Genomic DNA, 18701 nt, shown 5'->3' with positions numbered 1-18701 from the left:
AATTGTCGTTTTTATCGCCGGAGCTGGAACCGGAGCCAGGAAGCTCTGGTGAGGTTTTAGATGAAGAAATCGCTTAATGAAATAGCGCAGTACCTGGGAGGGACGGTTTCCGGCGACGGCTCCGTCCTGATCGGCGGGCTCGCGACCCTGGACGACGCGGGGGAGGGGACCCTCACCTTCCTCGCCAACCCGAAGTACGCCGCCAAGGTGGCCACCACCAAGGCCTCGGCGGTGCTGATGGGAACCGGTGGGAACACCCACGGCAAGAACGCCATCTTCCACCCCAACCCCTACCTCGCCTTCGCCAAGCTGCTCACCCTCTTTTACACCGCTCCGGCAAAGCCGCTGGGTGTGCTTCCGGGCGCCTTCGTTGCCGAAGGGGTGAAGCTCGGGGCGGACGTATCGGTGTACCCGGGGGCCTCCATTGGCGCCGGCGCAGTGATCGGGGACCGCGTGGTGCTGCACCCGGGGGTGGTGATCTACCCCGGGGTCGTGGTCGGCAACGACGTGACGCTGCACGCCAACGTGAGCGTGCGCGAGAGGTGCCGCATCGGCAACCGCGTCACCATACACGACGGGACCGTGATCGGCTCCGACGGCTTCGGCTACGCACCCGACGGCGCCTCCTATTACAAGATCCCGCAGATAGGCATCGTCATCATCGAGGACGACGTGGAAATCGGCTCCAACTGCGTCATCGACCGCGCAGCCCTCGAGGCCACCCGGATCCGCCGCGGTACGAAAATCGACAACCTGGTGCAGATCGCGCACAACGTCGTCATCGGCGAGGACTGCATCATCGTCTCCCAGGTCGGCATCTCCGGCAGCACCCAGCTGGGGAACCACGTAACGCTCGGGGGGCAGGTCGGCGTCGCGGGTCACATCAAGATCGGCGACAACGTCATGATCGGCGCCAAGTCCGGCGTCGCCGGCAACGTGGAGCCGAACCAGGTCCTTTCCGGCATCCCGGTCATGCCCCACCGCGACTGGCTCCGCTCCGCAGGGATCGCACCCAAGCTCCCCGAGATGAAGAAGACGCTCTCGGCGCTTGAGAAGCGGGTGGCGGAGCTGGAAGCAAAGCTGGCCAAGGGGGAGTAACTTCGTGAACCCCCTTTGCCAAGGGTAAGTCAACTGAGGCACTTCAATGTAAATCTCGGCTCCGTTCGCTGGAGCCGGTGCAAGGAGAGATTATCAATGCTTGATATAGTGCAAATTATGGAGCTCCTTCCGCATCGCTACCCTTTCCTCCTGGTCGACAAGATCGTGGAGATGGAACCGGGCAAGCGGATCGTCGGCATCAAGAACGTCACCATGAACGAGCCGTTTTTCCAGGGGCACTTCCCCGGATTTCCGGTCATGCCCGGGGTCCTGATCATCGAGGCCATGGCGCAGGTTGCGGCCATCCTGGCCTACAAGGCGGCCGAAGGCGACGCGAAGGATAAGGTGAGCTACTTCATGGCGATCGACAAAGCCCGTTTCAGGAAACCGGTGAAACCGGGCGACACCCTGAGGATCGAGGTGGAGACCCTGTTCTGCAAGCGGGGTGTCTGGAGCGTCGGTGCCAAGGCGTACGTAGGCGAGACCCTGATGACTGAAGCGGAGCTGAAGGCGACCCTCGGGGACAAGTAGCCCCGTTCAACGTGGGATTCAGGGGGATTTTCCGTCCAACAGGTAAATCCCACCCCGCCCCCCCTTGCGAAGGGGGAGTCGCGTCTTTGCGTTTTACCGAAGCGGGCGCGGCAAAAATGGAGAAAGAGATGATTCACAGCACCGCAGTAATCCACCCCGGCGCCAAGATCGCCGACGGGGTTGAAATCGGCCCGTACGTCGTCATCGGTGAGAACGTAAGCATCGGCAAGGGGACCAAGATCGGCCCGCACACCGTGATCGACGGCTGGACCGAGATCGGCGAGGACAACAATATCTTCCACATGGCCTCGGTGGGGGCCGTCCCCCAGGACCTGAAGTACAAAGGGGAGAAGACCTGGCTGCGGATCGGCAACGGCAACACCATCAGGGAGTTCGCCAGCCTGCACCTGGGAACCGTGACCGGCGACGGCGAGACCACCGTCGGCGACGGCAACCTCTTCATGGCCTATTCGCACGTAGCCCACGACTGCCACATCGGCAACCATGTCATCATGGCCAACTCGGCCACCCTCGCCGGGCACGTCACCGTCGAGGACTACGCCATCATGGGGGGGCTCTCCGCGGTGCTGCAGTTCACCCGGATCGGCGCGCACGTCATGGTCGGCGGCATGACCTCGATCACCCTCGACGTCCCCCCCTACACCATCGTCACCGGCGACCGCACCGAGTCGAGGCTCAGGGGCTTGAACCTGGTCGGGCTTAAAAGGCGCGGCTTTCCGGAGCAGACCATCTCAAGCCTGAAGAAGGCGTACAAGATCCTGTCGCTTTCAGGCATGAAGCTGACCGAAGCGCTGGAGAAGATGAAGAGCGACATCCCCACCTGCCCCGAGCTCGAGCACTTCATTTCCTTCATAGAGTCCGCCAAGCGCGGGGTCACTAGGTAGAGATGGGGCAGATTAAGAGGTAAGGCAGATTAAGATAAAGAGTGAGGCAGATTAAGAGCAGAACCAGATTAAGACTAAGATATCAAGAAGCTTTATGTTGAGGTGCCGCTGAGGTTGATGTTAAGAATTACGAAAGGTTTTGCTCAATCTTAATCTTAATCTGCCTTTGCCTTTAAGCTGGTTTTCAGAGGTTCGTTTGCAAGAAAAACCGAAGTCCGTGATGATCGTCGCCGGTGAGGCTTCCGGCGAGATGTACGGCGCGAGCATCGCGTCCGAGATACGCGCCCTCGCCCCGAAGACCCGGTTCTTCGGGATGGGTGGCGGCAAAATGCGCAAGGCCGGCGTCGAGACGCTGGTCGATGCGGACACCATGGCCGTTATGGGGCTGGTTGAAGTGCTCGCGCACCTCCCGGTGATCGTCAACGGTTTCAACACCCTGAAGAACAAGCTCCGCAGCGATCCTCCCGACCTGTTGATCCTGATCGACTACCCCGACTTCAACCTCAGGCTCGCCAAGGTGGCGAAAAAGGCCGGCGTCAAGGTGCTCTACTTCATCTCCCCGCAGGTGTGGGCCTGGAGAAGCGGGCGCGTCAAGGGTATCGGGCAGGTGGTGGACATGATGGCCGTCCTCTTCCCGTTCGAGGTCCCCTTCTACCAAAACGCCGGGGTCCCGGTCACCTTCGTGGGACATCCGCTGCTCGACCTGGTGCGCCCGACCATGAAGCGCGACGAGGCGCTTGCCTCCCTGGGGCTCGACCCTGGGCGGCGCTGCGTCGGCCTTTTCCCGGGGAGCCGGAAGTCCGAGATCGGGAAGCTTCTGGGGGTCATCCTTGAGGCCGCTGAGATCCTGAAAGAGAGGATGCCGGAATTGCAGTTCGTGCTCCCGCTTGCCTCGTCGCTGCGCCAGGAGGATCTCGATCCCTACCTTCAAGCCTCCAAGGTCGAGGTGAAGGTTGTTTCCGGGCGCAACCACGACGTGATGACCGCCTGCGACGCCGCCGTCTGCGCCTCGGGGACGGTGGTGATGGAGATGGCGCTGGTCGGGACCCCGCACGTGATCATCTACAAGATGTCCACCTTCACTTACGAGGTGGGCAAAAGGGTGATCAACGTGCCGCACATAGGGATCAGCAACATCGTGGCGGAAAAGCGGATGGTAAAGGAACTGGTCCAGCACGAGGCCGAACCGCTTGCCATTGCGGACGAAGTTGACGCCCTGTTGAACGACGCGGGATACGCAGCCGAGATGCGGGAAGGGTTCGCCGCGATGAGAGTCAAGCTAGGCAGCGGAGGCGCTCTGGAAAGGGTGGCCCGGCTGGCCATGGAGATGATGGGATGAGTGCAGTAAACGAGAAAGCAACCAATGCCTTCAAAAGGCTGCTGCAATACAGTCGCCCCTACTGGTGGCGCATCGCCCTGGCGGCGGTGGGCTCCCTTGGCGTCGGCGCGATGGACGGCGCCCTGGCCTACCTGGTGGAGCCGGTGTTGAGAAAGATCTTCTCCGGCAAGGAGACCGGCATCTTCGTCCTCCTTCCCATCGGGATAATCGTGCTCTACGCGCTGCGCGGCTGCTGCCGCTACACCAACGACTTCTTCATCAGGAGCGCCGGCCAGCTCGCCGTGCAGGACGTCAGGAACGATCTCTACGAGAGGAACATGAGGCTCAGCCTTGGGTACTTCTTCCGTAACGAAACCGGGACCCTCATGTCGCGGGTCCTAAGCGACGTCGCCATGATGCAGGAGGGGGTGGCGAGCGTCATCACCGGCCTGTTCCGCGACGGCATCTCGTCCGTTTCGCTTTTGTGCGTCATCTTCTACCGCGACTGGAAGCTTGCACTTATCTCCTTCGTCGTCATCCCGCTCACCGTGATCCCTGCCCAGAAGATCGGCAAGAGGATCAAGGGGCTCGCCCGGCACGGGCAGGAGAAGATGGGGGATCTGGCGAGCATCCTCCAGGAGACCTATTCCGGCATCAAGGTGGTGAAGGCGTTCGGGCTCGAGGCGCGCGAGGTGGAGCGTTTCAAGCGCAGCAACGAGGAGTTCTACTACTTCACCAGGAAGAACATCAAGTACGAGGGGCTCTCCGCTCCCATCATGGAGTTCATCATCTCCTTCGGCGTGGCGGCCGTAATCTGGGTGGGCGGCAGCAGCGTCATGCAGGGGACCCGCAGCGCCTCGGAGTTCTTCTCCTTCATCACCGCTATGGTGCTGGTGTTCACCCCCATCAAGCGACTGATCTCTTCCTACAACAACGTCCAGCGCTCGGTGGGCGCTGCGGAGCGGGTGTTCGAGGTGATGGACGAGGAGCCTGAGATCGTGGACCTGCCGGGTTCCAGCGACCTGGGGAGGGCCAAGGGGGAGGTGGAGTTCCGCGACGTCCACTTCAAGTACGAAGACGAGTACGTGCTGCAGGGGGTGAGCCTCGTGGCCAGAAGGGGAGAAGTGATCGCCCTGGTTGGGCCTTCCGGCGGCGGCAAGACCACGCTGGTCTCGCTCATCACCAGGTTCTACGACCCGACACAGGGGGCGGTGCTCATGGACGGGGTGGATATCCGGCAGCGGACCGTAAAGAGCCTCCTGGAGCAGATCGCGCTGGTGGACCAGGAGACCATCCTCTTCAACGACACCATCGCCAACAACATCCGCTACGGCAAGATAAACGCCACCGACGCCGAGGTCGAGGCCGCGGCACGCGCCGCCTTCGCCCACGATTTCATCCTGGAGCTCCCCGAGGGGTACGAGACAAACATCGGCGACCGCGGCGTCCGTCTCTCCGGAGGTCAGCGGCAGCGGCTCTGCATCGCCCGGGCGATCCTCAAGGACGCCCCGATACTGATCCTGGACGAGGCCACGAGTGCGCTCGATACCGAGAGCGAGCAGATGGTGCAGCAGGCCTTGAACAACCTGATGCACAACCGCACCACCTTCGTCATCGCGCACCGCCTTTCCACCATCACCCACGCCGACCGGATCGTGGTGCTTGAGAAGGGGAAGATTGCCGAGGTGGGGAGCCACCAGACGCTCATGGACAACGAAGGGCTCTACAGCCGTCTGCACGGGATGCAGTTTAAGACGTCGTAGTCAGGTATAGCCCCCCTCTCGGAAGGGAAGGGGAATTGGAACGAGAGGCTTCTTGATGTTGAAACAGATCCGATGGTACCTGGAGACCGCGCTTTTTGTCGCGGTCTCCTTTGCTGTTGCGCTCCTGCCGGACCGGGTGGCGCTGGCCGCGGGAAGGTGTATCGGCCGGCTCTTCTTCCGACTGGTGAAAGGAAGGCGGCGGGTGGCCATCGAGAACATCGCGGCGAGCCTCCCCTTTCTGGAAAGCCAGCCCGGCTGGCGCGGCGGCACGGCCGAGCAACTGGCGCGGGAGACCTTCGAGAACCTCGGCTGCTGCGTGGTCGAGGTCTGCAAGCTTTACCGCGGCAAGGGGCAGGGGCTCATCGACTCGGTCGAGTTTCGGGGGCTGGAGCATTACGAGGCCGCGCTCGCCAAGGGGAAGGGGATCGCCTTCATCACCGCCCACTGCGGCAACTGGGAACTGATGGCGCTTGCCTTCGGCGTGCGTCACCACGAGATCTCCGTGGTGGCCCGGCGCCAGGACAACCCGCACCTGAACGCGCTGATCGAGAAGATCCGCAAGGCCTACGGCAACGGCGTCATCTACAAGGACGGAGCGCTGCGCTCCATGTTCGCGGCGCTGAAGAAACAGGAGATCGTGGGGCTTCTGATCGACCAGGCGGTGCATCCCGACGGTGGGGTGCTGGTCGATTTCCTGGGGCGGCCCGCCTGGACCATCCGGCTTCCGGCGCTCATCGGGCGCAAGAGCGGCGCTCCCATGGTTCCCGGCTTCATCCACCGCGAGGGGGGCAAGAACATAGTCACCCTGTACCCCGAGTACCAGATGTCCACCCTGGATGACCCGGAGCTTGCCGCCGCCGAGGACACCAGGGCGCTGACCCGGTTCATCGAGGAGTACGTGATCCAGCACCCCACGCAGTGGTACTGGGTGCACAAACGCTGGAAGAACTCCCCTGCTCCAGCCGTAGCGGACGGGGCAGCCAGCGACTGAGCGACACCCGCCGCAGATGGAGTAGCGTCTGCATTCCCTCCCCCGGAGGGGGTGAGGGCGTCGCCGATGGCGGCCATCTTGATGCAACTGCAATGACTTGCCTGACAAGGCTTCGAGGCGCGGACCCAGGTCCTATTGCCAGAGGGTGTTTTCTATTAAATGATCGACTTCTTTTACAACCTGCTGCTCTGGCTGCTGCTGCCGGTGCTGGTCCCCTACCACGCCTACCGCTCCTTGAGCCGGGGGAGGCGCACCGCCTTCATGGAGCGCTTCGGCGCCATCCCGGACAGCGAACTGGCGCCGGTTCAAGGCCAGAGGACCATCCTGGTCCACGCCGTCTCGGTAGGGGAGACCCTCGCCGCCCAACCGCTCCTCAAGGGGATCCGTTCGCGTTTCCCGGAACACCGGCTGGTGATCACCAACGTGACCGAGACCGGCCGCGGCGTAGCTCTCAAAAGCAACTCCGCCGACGTCTGCATCTATTTCCCCTTCGACTATCCTTTCGCCGTCCGCGCCGTCCTTGAAAAGGTGAGGCCCGACCTAGTGGTCATCATGGAGACCGAGATCTGGCCCAACTTCATCAAGGAGGCGGGGAAGCTCGGTATCCCGGTACTACTCGCCAACGGCCGCATCTCGGACCGCTCGCTTTCGCGCTACCTCCGCTTTTCCTGGTTCTTCCGCCCCGTGCTGCAAAGGCTCTCCTCTCTCTGCATGCAAAGCGCGGAGGATGCAAGCCGCATCCAGGCCATCGGGGCGCGGCCGGAGACGGTCCACGTCGCCGGGAACCTGAAGTACGACATCCCGCTGCGGCCGAGAAACGCGGAGCAGGCGTCCGGGGTGAAGGCGAAGTACGGCATCCCCGAAGGCCCCTTCATCTTCACCGCCGCCAGCACCCACGAGGGGGAGGAGGAATTCGTCCTTGAGGCGTACCGCATGCTCCTGTCGGCGCGGCCGGAGAGTTTCCTCATCCTCGCCCCGCGCCACCCGGAGCGCGCCGCCGGCGTCGCCGAACTGGTGAAGAAGAGCGGATTCCAGTTGCGGCGCCGCTCGCAGCTGGAGGCGGCTCCCGCGCCGCAACAGGCGGGAGAGGTGTTCATCCTCGACACGGTCGGCGAGCTCGCCGGGCTTTACGGCGCCTCGGACCTCGTCTTCGTGGGAGGCTCGCTGGTCCCGACGGGTGGGCACAACCCGCTGGAGCCCGCGGCCTGCGGCGTCCCGGTTCTCTTCGGGCCGCACATGGAAAACTTCCGCGAGATCGCCGCGACCTTCCTCGCCAAGGGTGGGGGCATCCAGCTCACAGGCGCGCCCGAACTGGGGGATAAGCTCGTTTCCCTTTCCGGCGATGCCGCCAGCCGCGACGAGATTGGGCGCCGTGGCGCGGGGATCCTAGCGGAAAGTGCCGGCTCCACCGCGCGCCATCTGGACGCGATGGCGGCGTGCCTGGGAGAAACACGTGGCTGATTTCGAACTCTATTTCAAGGAACTGATGGACGGAAAGCGCGCGGGCTGGAAGGACAGGCTCGCCCTGGCCGGCCTGCGCCTCGCCTCGCTTCCCTACGCGCTGGCGCTCAGGGCGCGGGCGCTTGGGTACGCGAGCGGCCTGATTCCGTCGCACCGGCTCCCCCGCCCGGTGATCTCGGTCGGTAACATCACCCTTGGCGGAACCGGCAAGACCCCGACCGTCGCCTGGCTCGCCTCCTACCTGATCGGGCGCGGCAAAAAGGTGGCCGTCCTGTCGCGCGGCTACGGCGGGAGCGCGGAGGGGGAACTGCGCATCGTCAGCGACGGCAAAAGCCTCCTCGTGGGGCCGGAAGAGGCTGGGGACGAACCTTGCCTTCTTGCGCGCAAGGTGCCGGGGCTCATGGTGGTGACGGGGGCCGACCGCTACCGCGCCGGGCTTCTCGCACTCAAGGAGCTTGCCCCGGACGTGTTCATCCTGGACGACGGCTTTCAGCACCTGAAGCTCAAGCGCGACCTGAACCTGCTGCTGCTAGACTGCAGGCGCCCCTTCGGCAACGAGCGCGTGCTCCCGGCCGGGTACCTGAGGGAACCGAAGAGTGCCGTGAAGCGTGCCGACCTTGTGCTCTTCACGCGCTGCCAGCCCGATGGCGCACCGCAGCTTGCGAACCTGGATAAGCCGGTCTGCCACTCAATGCACCGGCTGAACGGCTGCGCTCCTCTGGAAGGGGGAGAGCCCCGGGCGTTTGCCGAGCTGAAGGGAGAGCGCGCCATGGCCTTTGCCGGCATCGCCGACCCGGCCGGGTTCTTCGATTCGCTGGAAAAGGAGGGGGTGCAACTGGTTACCACTCTCGCTTTTTCGGACCATATCTGCTATGGTGACGCCGAAATTGCGGCCGTTTTGCGCCTGAAGAAGGCGTCCCGGTCGACTTTCATGGTAACCACCGAGAAGGACGCGGTGAAGCTCGCCCCCTTCAAAGAACAACTGGGAACCGTCTACGTGGCGCGGCTCGATCTCGAGCCTCTCGATGCACCGCTTCTGCAAGGGATGGTGGATCGTCTTGTCGCGAACGGCCAGGCGCGGGCGCTGGAACAGAAAAAAGGCGGGGATAAACGCGCATGACCATGGCTGCCATGACTGACAACCGCACCGGGAAAAGGATCCTGGTGCTGCGCTACCGTTTCATCGGCGACACCATCCTCACTGTCCCGTTTCTGCGCAACCTGCGCCGTGCCGAGCCCGATGCCTACATCGCCTGGGTCGTCGCCCCCGGATCCTCCGAGGTGATCCAGGGAACCCCCTACGTCGACGAGCTCATCTTCTGGGATCCCCCCACCATCCATGCTGACAGCCGTTCCACCCACAAGACGCTAGGCGACAAGCTCGGCTTCATCAGGGAGTTGCGCGCCCGCCGCTTCGACAAGGTCTACGTGCTGAAGCGCTCCTTCGGCAGCGCCGTCATAGGCTTTCTCTCTGGCGCCCCCAAACGGGTGGGCTTCGCCACCGAGGGGCGGAGCTTGCTCTTGACCAAGGGGGTGCCCTACCGGCACGGACAGCACGAGGTGCAGAACTTCCTGGACGTCCTGCGCGCCGACGGCGTGCCGGTTGTGGACGACCATCTCGAGGCGTGGCTCTCGGCCGAGGAAAAGGCGTTCGCGGACGACTTCTTCCGGGAGCGAGGCGTCGGTGCGGACGAGCTGGTGGTCGGGATGCACCCCTTCGCCGCGAACCCGCCGCGCGCCTGGCACCTGGACAACTTCACCGAACTCGCGCGTGCACTGCAAAAGCGTCACGCCTGCCGGATCCTGTTCTTCGGCGGTCCCCGTGACAAAGAGGCGCTCGATGCGATACGCGGCGGCCTGGATGTCCCGCCCCTCGAGGCGGTCGGCTCCACCACACTGCGCCAGACCATGGCGCTTCTCTCCCGCTGCGGGGCGCTTATCTGCAACGACAGCGGCATCATGCACCTCGCCGCCTCGCTCCAGGTGCCGCTGGTGGCGCTTTTCGGCCCGCAGTCGCCGGTGAAGTTCGGCCCCTGGGGAAAGGTGTGCCGCGTGGTGCGCCACGACTTCCCCTGCAGCCCGTGCCGCCAGCGGTTCTTCACCGAGTGCGAGCCGTCGGAGCGCGGGAGGCCCGCCTGCATCGAGGCGATAACCGTCGAAGAAGTACTGGCTGAAATTGAAGCCCTGCTTGCCGCAGGGGATAGGGAGCATACGGATAGATGAAAGTTCTGCTGATCAACAACGGCAAGGGATGGAGCGGGGGGCAGGAGCACCTCAAGGACCTTGCCCTGGAATTGCGCGAAAACGGCGTGGAAGTCCAGTTCCTGGTGCGCCAGGACACGGTGAACGAGACGAGGTACGCAGAGCTTGGCTTCAAGGTGCACCTGATGCCTTACAAGCACGGCCTCAACATGGTGCGGACCTTCCCCTGGCTGGTCTCCATGCTGCGCAGCGAGCGCTTCGACATCGTCTCCATCAACCGGGAGCACGACCTCGCGCTCACCGTTCTCGCCTACCGCGCGGCGTTCCCGTTCAAGCGCCACGGCAAGCTGATGATGAGCTACCACCTCCCGACCGAGCGCAACCAGTTTCTCCTCTCCGCCGTGGACGCCATCGTCAACATCTCGGTGCACGTGCAGGACAAGCTTGTGAACAGCAATCCCGCCGCCCGCGGCAAGTCGCACATCCTCTACTACGGCATCAAGCTCCCCGAACCGCCGCCGGAAGAGAAGTTCGACAACGATCGCCCGGGGCGCTACCTCACCGGGCGCCGCTTCCCGGTTATCGGCATGGTAGGGGAGTTCTGGAAGAACCAGATCGAGATGGTGGAGATGCTTCCTTTGCTCATGAAGGAATTTCCCGGCATCACCCTCGCCTTCATCGGCAACGATTCGGCCCGCCCCCTGGTCGAGCCGCTCGTCGTCCGCGCCAAAGAGCTGGGCGTGGAGGAGAACGTCCTCTTCACCGGGCTCGTGCCGCGCGACCGGATCTACGACATGTTCCACGACCTCGACCTCTCGGTCACCACGCACAGAAACGAAGGGCTCGGCATCGTGCATCTGGAGAGCCTGGCCGCGGGGACCCCGGTGGTGGGCTACAACGAGGGTGGCTACGTCGACATATTCAAGGGTGAGGACGTGGGGATCATGGTGGACGGGACCACCCCCGACTTCGCCGCCGCCGTTATCGGCCTTTTGAAGGATGACGCCCGTCGCTTCGCCATGGGACGCGAGGGATACGAACTGATCCGCGAGCGCTACTCGCTGCAGGCGATGGGAAGAAGCTACCTGCAGTTCTACAAAAAACTCCTGGGGGCCTGATGCGCGTTGCCATGATCGACAACAGCCGCGGCTGGGGCGGAGCCGAGCAGGTTATGCTGATGGTCGCTTCCAAGCTGCGCGAGCGGGGCCACGAGGTGACCGTGTTCGTGCGGGAGGGTGGCGCCCTGGTGGAGCCTTTCCGGAAGGCGGGGCATGATGTCTGCGCCGTGCCGCGAAAGGGGCTCGGGCTTCTCACCGGTGTCGCCAGGACGGCAAGCGAGATCCGGCGCGGCAGGTTCGACCTGATCCACGTGCACAGAAACCATGACCTCGTGGTCGGCAAGATCGCCTCCGTCGCTGCGGGGCTCCCGATGCTCCTCACCCAGCACTGCCTTTTGGGGAGCACCTCCAGCTCCATCATCAACCTGGCCGACCGGATCGTCGCGGTATCCGGCTTCATCGGCGACGACATGAAGCGCCGCTTCCCGGTCCTTTCCGGCAAGGTGCAGGTGATCCACAACGGCATCGACCTCACCCCGTTCAAGGAGCCGAGGCCCGGCTTTTGGGAGAAGGTTCCGGCGGTAGCGGGCGCCAAGCCGCTGCTGGGGGTGATCGGCTACTTCTACAAGAACCAGGAGGAGCTGATCGCGATGATGCCGCGGGTGCGGGAAAAGCTCCCCCAGGCGAAGCTCGTCATCATCGGCAAGGACGACGAGAAGCAGCCCGCGCTCGAGAAGCTTGCGGCCGAGCTGGGGGTGGCGGACGCCGTCCACTTCCCGGGTAAGATCCCGTATGCGGAGATCGGCGACGCCATGGCCGGGCTCGACTTCAACGTGAGCGCCTTCCGCCGCGAGGGGTGCGCCCTGAACGTCCTGGAATCTTTGGCCGTCGGCACACCCTTCGTAGGCTACCGCTCCGGCAGCTATCCCGAGCTTGCCCTCGACGGCGAAACCGGGGTGCTGGTCGACGACCAGGACCAGTTCGTTGAGGCGCTGGCGCGCCTCTCCGCCGATCCCGAACTCGTTGCCTCGATGAGGCAAAGGGCGCGGGAAGACGCCTTCGTCCGCTTCGACCTGAACAGGATGGTTGACGACTACGTGGACCGCTACCGGGAGATGGCGGGGGAGCGGGGGTGAGCGAGCGTCCGCTGATCAGTTTCATATTGCTCGCCTACCGCCAGGAGCAGTTTGTTGCGGACGCGGTGGCGGCGGCACTGGCGCAGACCTATGAGCCGCTGGAAATAATCCTGACCGACGACTGCTCGCCCGACGGGACCTTCCGCATCATGAGTGAGATGGCTGAGGCGTACCGCGGCCCGCACAAGATCATCCTGAACCGCAGCCCCGAAAACCTCGGCATCTGCGGTCATATCAACCGAGCCGTTGGCCTCTCCAGAGGCGATCTTATAATCCTTGCGGCCGCTGACGACATATCCTTGCCGGAGCGGACACTGGCACTGTACCAGCATTGGCAGGGACAGGGAGGACGAGCGGATTCGGTTTTCTCCGATGCGTTCCTCATCGACGAGGAGGGGTGCCGAACGGGGCGGCTCTTCGAGAAGACGGCAGCATCCTTCGCCGGCTCTGTCGAGGAGGCAGTGCAGCGCGGCGGGGTGGGAGTGCCAGGCTGCACCCACATGTTCACCAGGCGGAGCTTCGATAACTTCGGACCCATCGACCCAGTGGTAATTGCCGAGGATATGGTGCTTCCTTTTCGGAGCCTGCTGGGAGGAGGGGTCACTTTCGTGGACCTCCCGCTGGTGAACTACAGGGTTCACTGCAGCAACGAGAGCATCGCGGCCACAAAAATTCCTTCCCGTGCCAGGAGGGAGCGAAGCGCCAAAAACGCCACCGCGGTGCTGCAGACTTGGCTAAACGACCTGAAAACGGCCTCGGCGACAGGCATGATCTCCAAGGAGAGGGCACGTACGCTGAGCGACCGTATCGCGATGGAGCGCTACTGGAGCATCGTGGAGGCGAGATGCTACGCGACTAGCCTTCGGAGTGCCCTCGCCGAATTCCTTCGGGACGCAATGAAGCACCTTGGCCGCATCATCGACCGGTACCGCCGCAGCAAAAAATGGTGACATGCTCACTCTGTTGCCGTTAGCAATGCCTTTTAAGCAAGGGGGCGTAATGGCTTTACCGAAAGTTTCACACTTCATAATCACCTACAATCAGCGCGCCTACATTGAACAGGCACTACAAAGCGCCGTAGATCAAGACTACCCTGAACTTGAGATTGTGGTGGCGGACGACGGTTCAGTGGACGGCACTGCAGAGATCGTCGCTGACTTTGCCCTGAGGTACCCCGGGAAAGTCATCCCTTCCTTGGCCGAGAGCAATGGGGGAATAACGAGTAACTGCAATCGTGCCTTGGCCCTATGTAGCGGAAAATACATCTCGTGCCAGGGCGGAGACGACGTCCTGCTTCCGGGGAAGATTTCGCACCAGGTACAGTGGCTGGAGGCGGACGAGAGACGGGTCATGTGTGGGCACGATGTGCGTGTCTTCTTCACCTCTTTGGACGGCTCGGAGCATGTGAGAGGAAGTGGTAGAGCCGGTCGCAACGGTGTCGGAGCGGGCAAAATCATCGAAGGGGGCGTCGGTTCCTTCTTCATGGGGACCTCGCTGATGTGGCGCGCCTCTGCCACCCCTCCCGGCGGTTTCGACACGCGGATACCGATCTCCTCAGACTGGAAGTTCATTATCGATGTCGTCGGTCTCGACGGTGTATGGGGGGCGGTAGACGGCGTGTATGCGCTGTACCGCATTCATCCTCAGAATATTTCCAGTACCAAGCGTGACAGCATAATCATGGAAACCCTGCGGACTTTCGTTTATTTGCGACAGCAGTACCCAGCGTTCCGAAGCGAACTCAACTTGGCCAGGAGGGAGATTTTTTACAACGTGGCCAAGGTGTACTATCGGAACAACAGCTTTGGCAGGGCGCGCAGGGTCTTCAGGGCGCTTCTCGGCACGGAAGGGAGTGGCTCGTGGGGACAGAAGGCGCGGGTCTTGAAGTACTTATTCAAATGCAGACGCAGAAGCAGGGGGGCAATTTGAACTACTTCGTACACAGCCATGCCCTGGTGGAGTCGACGAAGATCGGCGACAACACCAGGATCTGGGCCTTCGCGCATGTGCTCCCGCAGGCGACCATCGGCTCGGACTGCAATATCTGCGACCATGTTTTCATCGAAAACGACGTCGTGGTGGGAGACCGGGTGACTGTCAAGTGTGGCGTGCAGCTCTGGGACGGACTGCGCGTGGCGGACGACGTCTTCATCGGCCCAAACGCCACCTTTACCAACGACATGTACCCCCGCAGCAAGAAACCGTTTCAGCTTCTCAAAACGGTCGTGGAGTGTGGGGCGACGATCGGTGCCAACGCCACCATCCTTCCCGGTTTGACCATCGGCGCCGGAGCCATGGTGGCGGCTGGCGCCGTGGTCACCAAGGATGTCCCGGCTGGCGCCTTAGTGGCCGGCAACCCGGCGCGCCTGATCCGGTACATCGAGGAGAAGTGCTGATGTCTCTTTCCAAGTGCAAACTGATCGATCTCCCCAAGATCTCCGATCCGCGCGGGAACCTGACCTTCATCGAGGAGAACAGGCACTTCCCCTTCGACATAAAGCGCGTCTACTACCTCTACGACGTCCCGGGGGGAGCGGAACGCGGCGGGCACGCGCACCGCGAGATGAACCAGATGATCATCGCCATGTCCGGCAGCTTCGACGTGGTGCTCGACGACGGCTTCGAGCGGAAGCGCTTCCACATGAACCGCTCGTACTACGCCCTGTACGTGGCGCCCATGGTCTGGCGGGAGATCGACAACTTCTCCTCCGGTGCCGTCCTTTTGTCGCTTGCCTCAAACTTCTACGACGAAAGCGACTACTACCGCGAATACGATCACTTTTTGCGCGACGTCAGGGGAGGGAAGTGATGGTCCCCTTTCTTGACCTGAAGGCCCCCTACCTGGAGCTGAAGGACGAGCTCGACGCGGCCTACCGCCGTGTGATGGAGTCGGGATGGTTCATCACCGGACGCGAAGTCGAGGCGTTCGAGGCGGAGTTCGCAGCCTTTTGCGGGACGAAGCACTGCATCGGCGTCGGCAATGGGCTGGACGCGCTGCACCTCATCCTGCGCGCCATGGAGATTGGCCCCGGCGACGAGGTGATCGTCGCTTCCAACACCTACATCGCCACCTGGCTTGCCGTCTCCTACGCCGGTGCCACGCCGGTACCCGTCGAGCCGGACGAGGCGACGCACAACATGAGGCCGGAGCTGATCGAGGCCGCCATCACCCCTGCTACCCGTGCCATCATGCCGGTGCACCTCTACGGCCAGCCGGCGGATATGGACCCGATCCTCGATATCGCCAGGCGCCACGGTCTGAAGGTCATCGAGGACTCGGCGCAGGCGCACGGCGCGACCTACCGCGGCAAAAGGGCGGGGAACCTCGGCGACGCGGCCGGCTTCAGCTTCTATCCCGGCAAGAACCTCGGCGCGCTGGGGGACGGCGGCGCCGTCACCACGAACGACGGCGCGCTTGCCGACAAGATCCGCCTGCTGCGCAGCTACGGCTCCAAGGTCCGCTACTGCCACGAGGTGCAGGGCTTCAACTCGCGCCTGGACGAACTGCAGGCTGCGTTTTTGCGGGTCAAGCTTGCACGGCTCGACGCCTGGAACGAACGGCGCAAAGCGATCGCGAAGCTCTACCTCGAAGGGATACGCCTTGACCGGCTGCGCCTGCCGCGCGTTATTGACGGGGCGGAGTCGGCCTGGCATCTCTTCGCCGTCTGCCATCACGAACGCGACCGGCTCCAGGGAGCGCTCAAGGAGGCAGGCATCGAGACCCTGATCCACTACCCGGTTCCGCCCCACCGCCAGGACGCCTATCGGGCCGTGCAGCTGCCGCAGGGAAGTCTCCCCGTTGCCGAGCGCCTGGCGCAACAGGTCTTGAGCCTTCCGATGGGGCCGCACCTCTCAGCCGCGGACGCAGAGCGGGTCATCGCGGTCGTGAACGAGGCACTGCGGTAGACCCGATTAAGCAAACGGAAGTGATCCAGGAACTGATGTGAAGCGGTTCCTCACCAAGGCATCAAAGGGTTGAAATGAAAAGACTTCTGTTCATAGAGCCGAACCTGCGCAGTCCCAGCGGGCATTACTGCGATTTCGTGCGCGCTTTGGGGAGCCGCGCCACCGACGCCGTTCTCGAGGTCTTCGCGCACCCCGAGGCGGACGCGATGCTGGAGCGGATGGCCGGGGTGCAGGTCTGCCGGCAGGAGCCGAGGGTGGGGAGCCCGCTCGCCGAGTGGCGCACCATTGCGCGGGAGACCCGCGCCGGCAACCCCTTTCTGGTCTTGACCGCCGATGCGCGCCATGCCGCCGCAGTGACCATGACCGCCGCCTTTACCGGCAAGGACCCCAACGCTGCACGGCTCTTTTTTCACCGTCCTCCCACCACGGTCCGTGACCAGTACCTGTTCCCGCTCACCTGGGGCGCCCGTGAGCATGCTCTCGCCGTCACCTCCACGGAGCAGGTGGCCGAGTCGCTGCGGGGCATGGGGTACCGCCGCGTGGTCTGCGTCCCATATCCGGCGCAGGGACCCGCGACCGCACCTGAGCCGGTTCCCTTCTCCCACCTGCTGATGGCGGGGGCGGCGCGCCTCAACAAGGGGCTCGACCTGGTCGCGGGGATGGCCGGAAACTGGGCGGCACAGGGGAGAAACATCCCCCTTTTGGTGCAGGTCTCCCAAAAGCACGCCGACCGGCACGGCCGTCGCGAGGGGGAGGTTGTGCGCGCCCTTCTTGCCTGCGGCTACCAGGGGTTGAGGGGCGACGACAGCGCTCCCGACAGGGCCGAGTACCTCTCCCGCTTCAAGGGGGCGCTGGTCTTGGCACCCTACGCCCGCGAGCAGTTCGCAAGCCAGGTGAGCGGCATCGTGCTGGACGCGCTTTTGCTCGGCTCCCCGGTGATCGCCACCAGCGGCACCTGGCCCGGAGCCCAGGTGGAGCGCTTCGGCGCCGGCGAGACCATTGCCGAGCGCACGCCGGAGGCGCTCTCCGCGGCCGTCGACCGGGTGCTGGCCGACTGGGACGGCTACAGCGCCAGGGCCTGCGAGGCCGCAAGGACCCTTGCCCAGGAGCATGATCCGGCGCGCCTTTTACGGGTGCTACTGGAGGGAGAGGGGGCGCTGTAGCATTTGCCCACGGTGGGGAAAATCCCCCCTGTCTCCCCTCCCGCCTTCGCGGACCGAAGCGCTACGGCGCGCAGGCCCTCGCAAAGGGGGGAACGTTAGTTCTAGCGCTATGCCTGAACCTTCACAAACGGGGATGAATATAGGTGCTTAAAAAGGAACCGATGAACGCTAAGGTCTCGAACATACTCATCATCAAGCCGGGCGCCATCGGCGACCTATTGCACATGACCCCCGTGATCCGGGCCCTGAAGGGGATCTACCCCGCAGCCTCCATTACCATCATGGTAAGCTCCCGCGTCACCGCGCTTCTTTTCGCGGACAATCCGATGGTGGACGAGGTGGTAATCTTCGACAAGAAGGGGGAGCAGAAGACCTGGGGCGGCGTCTTCAAACTCTGGAAGCGGCTCAGGCCCAAGCGCTTCGACCTGGTGCTCAACTACCAGCGGAGCAACCTGAAGGGTTGGGCGCTGGTGACGGCGGCCATCCCTTGCCGGGTGCTGGTCTACCACAAGACCCGCGGACGGGTGATCCACGCCATCGTCGACCACCTGCGCCCCCTGGCCCGCCTCGGTGTGGACCCGGAGCGGGCCGACCGCTCCCTCGACTTCTTCCCCTCGCAGGCGGATACCGAGTACGCGGAGCGGTTCGTGCGGGAGAACGGCCTGGCAGGCAGGCGCCTGGTCGCCTTCAACCCCGGGACCAGCAGCGAGAACAAGTGCTGGCCCATCGAGCGCTACGCGGAGCTGGGGGACCGGCTGGCTGCGCGCGGCGTGGCCGTGGTGGTGGTCGGGAGCCGGGACGAGGCTCCGCTTGCTGCGGCGATCCGGGCGGGGATGAAGGAGCAGGTGTACGATCTGTGCGGCTGTTCGCTGGGGGAGCTCGCCGCTTTGCTCAAGCACTGCGAGTTCCTGGTCACCGGCGACACCGGCCCCATGCACATAGCGGCCGCGGTCGGCACCAGGAACCTGGCGCTTTACGGCCCGATCAGCCCTGTGAGAAGCGGCCCGGTCGGCGAGGGGCACCGGATAGTCATCCACGACGAACTGGACTGCTGCCCCTGCAACAGCTTCAAGTGCAGCAACAAGGAGTTCAGGCTCTGCATGGAGAAGATAACGGTCGACGAGGCGGATAAGGTAGCGACGGAAATGTTGGCAGTCAAAGAGAGGTGA

18 protein-coding genes are annotated in these 18701 nt (G+C 63.6%); all 18 read left to right on the top strand.

The window, feature by feature from the left end:
- The first annotated feature begins 60 nt into the window (after positions 1 to 60).
- The 18 genes from lpxD to GEOBRER4_RS16675 all read left to right on the top strand — a co-directional run bounded on the left by lpxD (position 61) and on the right by GEOBRER4_RS16675 (position 18701).
- Entirely contained in the window at positions 61 to 1098 is a 1038-nt protein-coding gene (gene lpxD, locus GEOBRER4_RS16760; protein ID WP_185243229.1) for a UDP-3-O-(3-hydroxymyristoyl)glucosamine N-acyltransferase, read from the top strand.
- Positions 1099 to 1194: 96 nt separating this feature from the next.
- A complete protein-coding gene (gene fabZ / locus GEOBRER4_RS16755) occupies positions 1195 to 1629 on the top strand; it encodes a 3-hydroxyacyl-ACP dehydratase FabZ (RefSeq protein ID WP_085815308.1) in 435 nt (144 codons plus the stop codon).
- 128 nt (positions 1630 to 1757) lie between these two features.
- Positions 1758 to 2534, top strand: a complete 777-nt coding sequence (gene lpxA, locus GEOBRER4_RS16750) for an acyl-ACP--UDP-N-acetylglucosamine O-acyltransferase (protein WP_185243228.1) — start codon at positions 1758 to 1760, stop codon at positions 2532 to 2534.
- Between the two features lie 196 nt (positions 2535 to 2730).
- On the top strand, positions 2731 to 3873 hold the full coding sequence (gene lpxB, locus GEOBRER4_RS16745; RefSeq protein ID WP_143424363.1) for a lipid-A-disaccharide synthase: 1143 nt from the start codon (positions 2731 to 2733) through the stop codon (positions 3871 to 3873).
- Positions 3870 to 5615 (top strand): lipid A export permease/ATP-binding protein MsbA, encoded by a 1746-nt coding sequence (msbA, locus tag GEOBRER4_RS16740; protein ID WP_085815305.1) that lies wholly within the window; start codon positions 3870 to 3872, stop codon positions 5613 to 5615. The genes lpxB and msbA overlap by 4 nt, the downstream gene beginning before the upstream one ends.
- A gap of 55 nt (positions 5616 to 5670) precedes the next feature.
- Positions 5671 to 6606 carry a lysophospholipid acyltransferase family protein gene (locus tag GEOBRER4_RS16735; protein ID WP_185243227.1) on the top strand — a complete coding sequence of 312 codons (936 nt, stop codon included), beginning with the start codon at positions 5671 to 5673 and terminating at the stop codon, positions 6604 to 6606.
- 159 nt (positions 6607 to 6765) lie between these two features.
- Positions 6766 to 8067, top strand: a complete 1302-nt coding sequence (locus tag GEOBRER4_RS16730) for a 3-deoxy-D-manno-octulosonic acid transferase (RefSeq protein ID WP_185243226.1) — start codon at positions 6766 to 6768, stop codon at positions 8065 to 8067.
- 25 nt (positions 8068 to 8092) lie between these two features.
- Entirely contained in the window at positions 8093 to 9187 is a 1095-nt protein-coding gene (lpxK, locus tag GEOBRER4_RS16725; RefSeq protein WP_185245356.1) for a tetraacyldisaccharide 4'-kinase, read from the top strand.
- Positions 9184 to 10290 (top strand): lipopolysaccharide heptosyltransferase II, encoded by a 1107-nt coding sequence (gene waaF, locus GEOBRER4_RS16720; protein WP_185243225.1) that lies wholly within the window; start codon positions 9184 to 9186, stop codon positions 10288 to 10290. Before lpxK ends, waaF begins: the two co-directional genes overlap by 4 nt.
- A complete protein-coding gene (locus GEOBRER4_RS16715) occupies positions 10287 to 11387 on the top strand; it encodes a glycosyltransferase family 4 protein (protein ID WP_185243224.1) in 1101 nt (366 codons plus the stop codon). The genes waaF and GEOBRER4_RS16715 overlap by 4 nt, the downstream gene beginning before the upstream one ends.
- Entirely contained in the window at positions 11387 to 12463 is a 1077-nt protein-coding gene (locus tag GEOBRER4_RS16710; protein ID WP_185243223.1) for a glycosyltransferase family 4 protein, read from the top strand. The genes GEOBRER4_RS16715 and GEOBRER4_RS16710 overlap by 1 nt, the downstream gene beginning before the upstream one ends.
- Positions 12460 to 13413, top strand: coding sequence for a glycosyltransferase (locus tag GEOBRER4_RS16705; protein WP_185243222.1), 954 nt, complete (start codon positions 12460 to 12462; stop codon positions 13411 to 13413). The genes GEOBRER4_RS16710 and GEOBRER4_RS16705 overlap by 4 nt, the downstream gene beginning before the upstream one ends.
- A gap of 49 nt (positions 13414 to 13462) precedes the next feature.
- Positions 13463 to 14392, top strand: coding sequence for a glycosyltransferase family 2 protein (locus GEOBRER4_RS16700; RefSeq protein WP_185243221.1), 930 nt, complete (start codon positions 13463 to 13465; stop codon positions 14390 to 14392).
- The gene (locus GEOBRER4_RS20290; protein WP_318842562.1) at positions 14389 to 14859 is read left to right on the top strand and encodes an N-acetyltransferase; all 471 of its coding nucleotides are present in this window, start codon (positions 14389 to 14391) and stop codon (positions 14857 to 14859) included. The genes GEOBRER4_RS16700 and GEOBRER4_RS20290 overlap by 4 nt, the downstream gene beginning before the upstream one ends.
- Positions 14859 to 15272 carry a sugar 3,4-ketoisomerase gene (locus tag GEOBRER4_RS16690; protein WP_085815295.1) on the top strand — a complete coding sequence of 138 codons (414 nt, stop codon included), beginning with the start codon at positions 14859 to 14861 and terminating at the stop codon, positions 15270 to 15272. Before GEOBRER4_RS20290 ends, GEOBRER4_RS16690 begins: the two co-directional genes overlap by 1 nt.
- A complete protein-coding gene (locus GEOBRER4_RS16685; protein WP_185243219.1) occupies positions 15272 to 16369 on the top strand; it encodes a DegT/DnrJ/EryC1/StrS family aminotransferase in 1098 nt (365 codons plus the stop codon). The genes GEOBRER4_RS16690 and GEOBRER4_RS16685 overlap by 1 nt, the downstream gene beginning before the upstream one ends.
- A 74-nt stretch (positions 16370 to 16443) precedes the next feature.
- Positions 16444 to 17532: a glycosyltransferase gene (locus GEOBRER4_RS16680; protein WP_185243218.1), complete on the top strand. Its 1089-nt coding sequence runs from the start codon at positions 16444 to 16446 to the stop codon at positions 17530 to 17532.
- Positions 17533 to 17693: 161 nt separating this feature from the next.
- Positions 17694 to 18701, top strand: a complete 1008-nt coding sequence (locus GEOBRER4_RS16675) for a glycosyltransferase family 9 protein (protein WP_185243217.1) — start codon at positions 17694 to 17696, stop codon at positions 18699 to 18701.

The organism is Citrifermentans bremense (assembly GCF_014218275.1).
GTDB classification, from domain to species: domain Bacteria; phylum Desulfobacterota; class Desulfuromonadia; order Geobacterales; family Geobacteraceae; genus Geomonas; species Geomonas pelophila.
The sequence above is the reverse complement of the archived record's forward strand: the minus strand, read 5'-3'. Positions and strand labels throughout refer to the sequence as shown.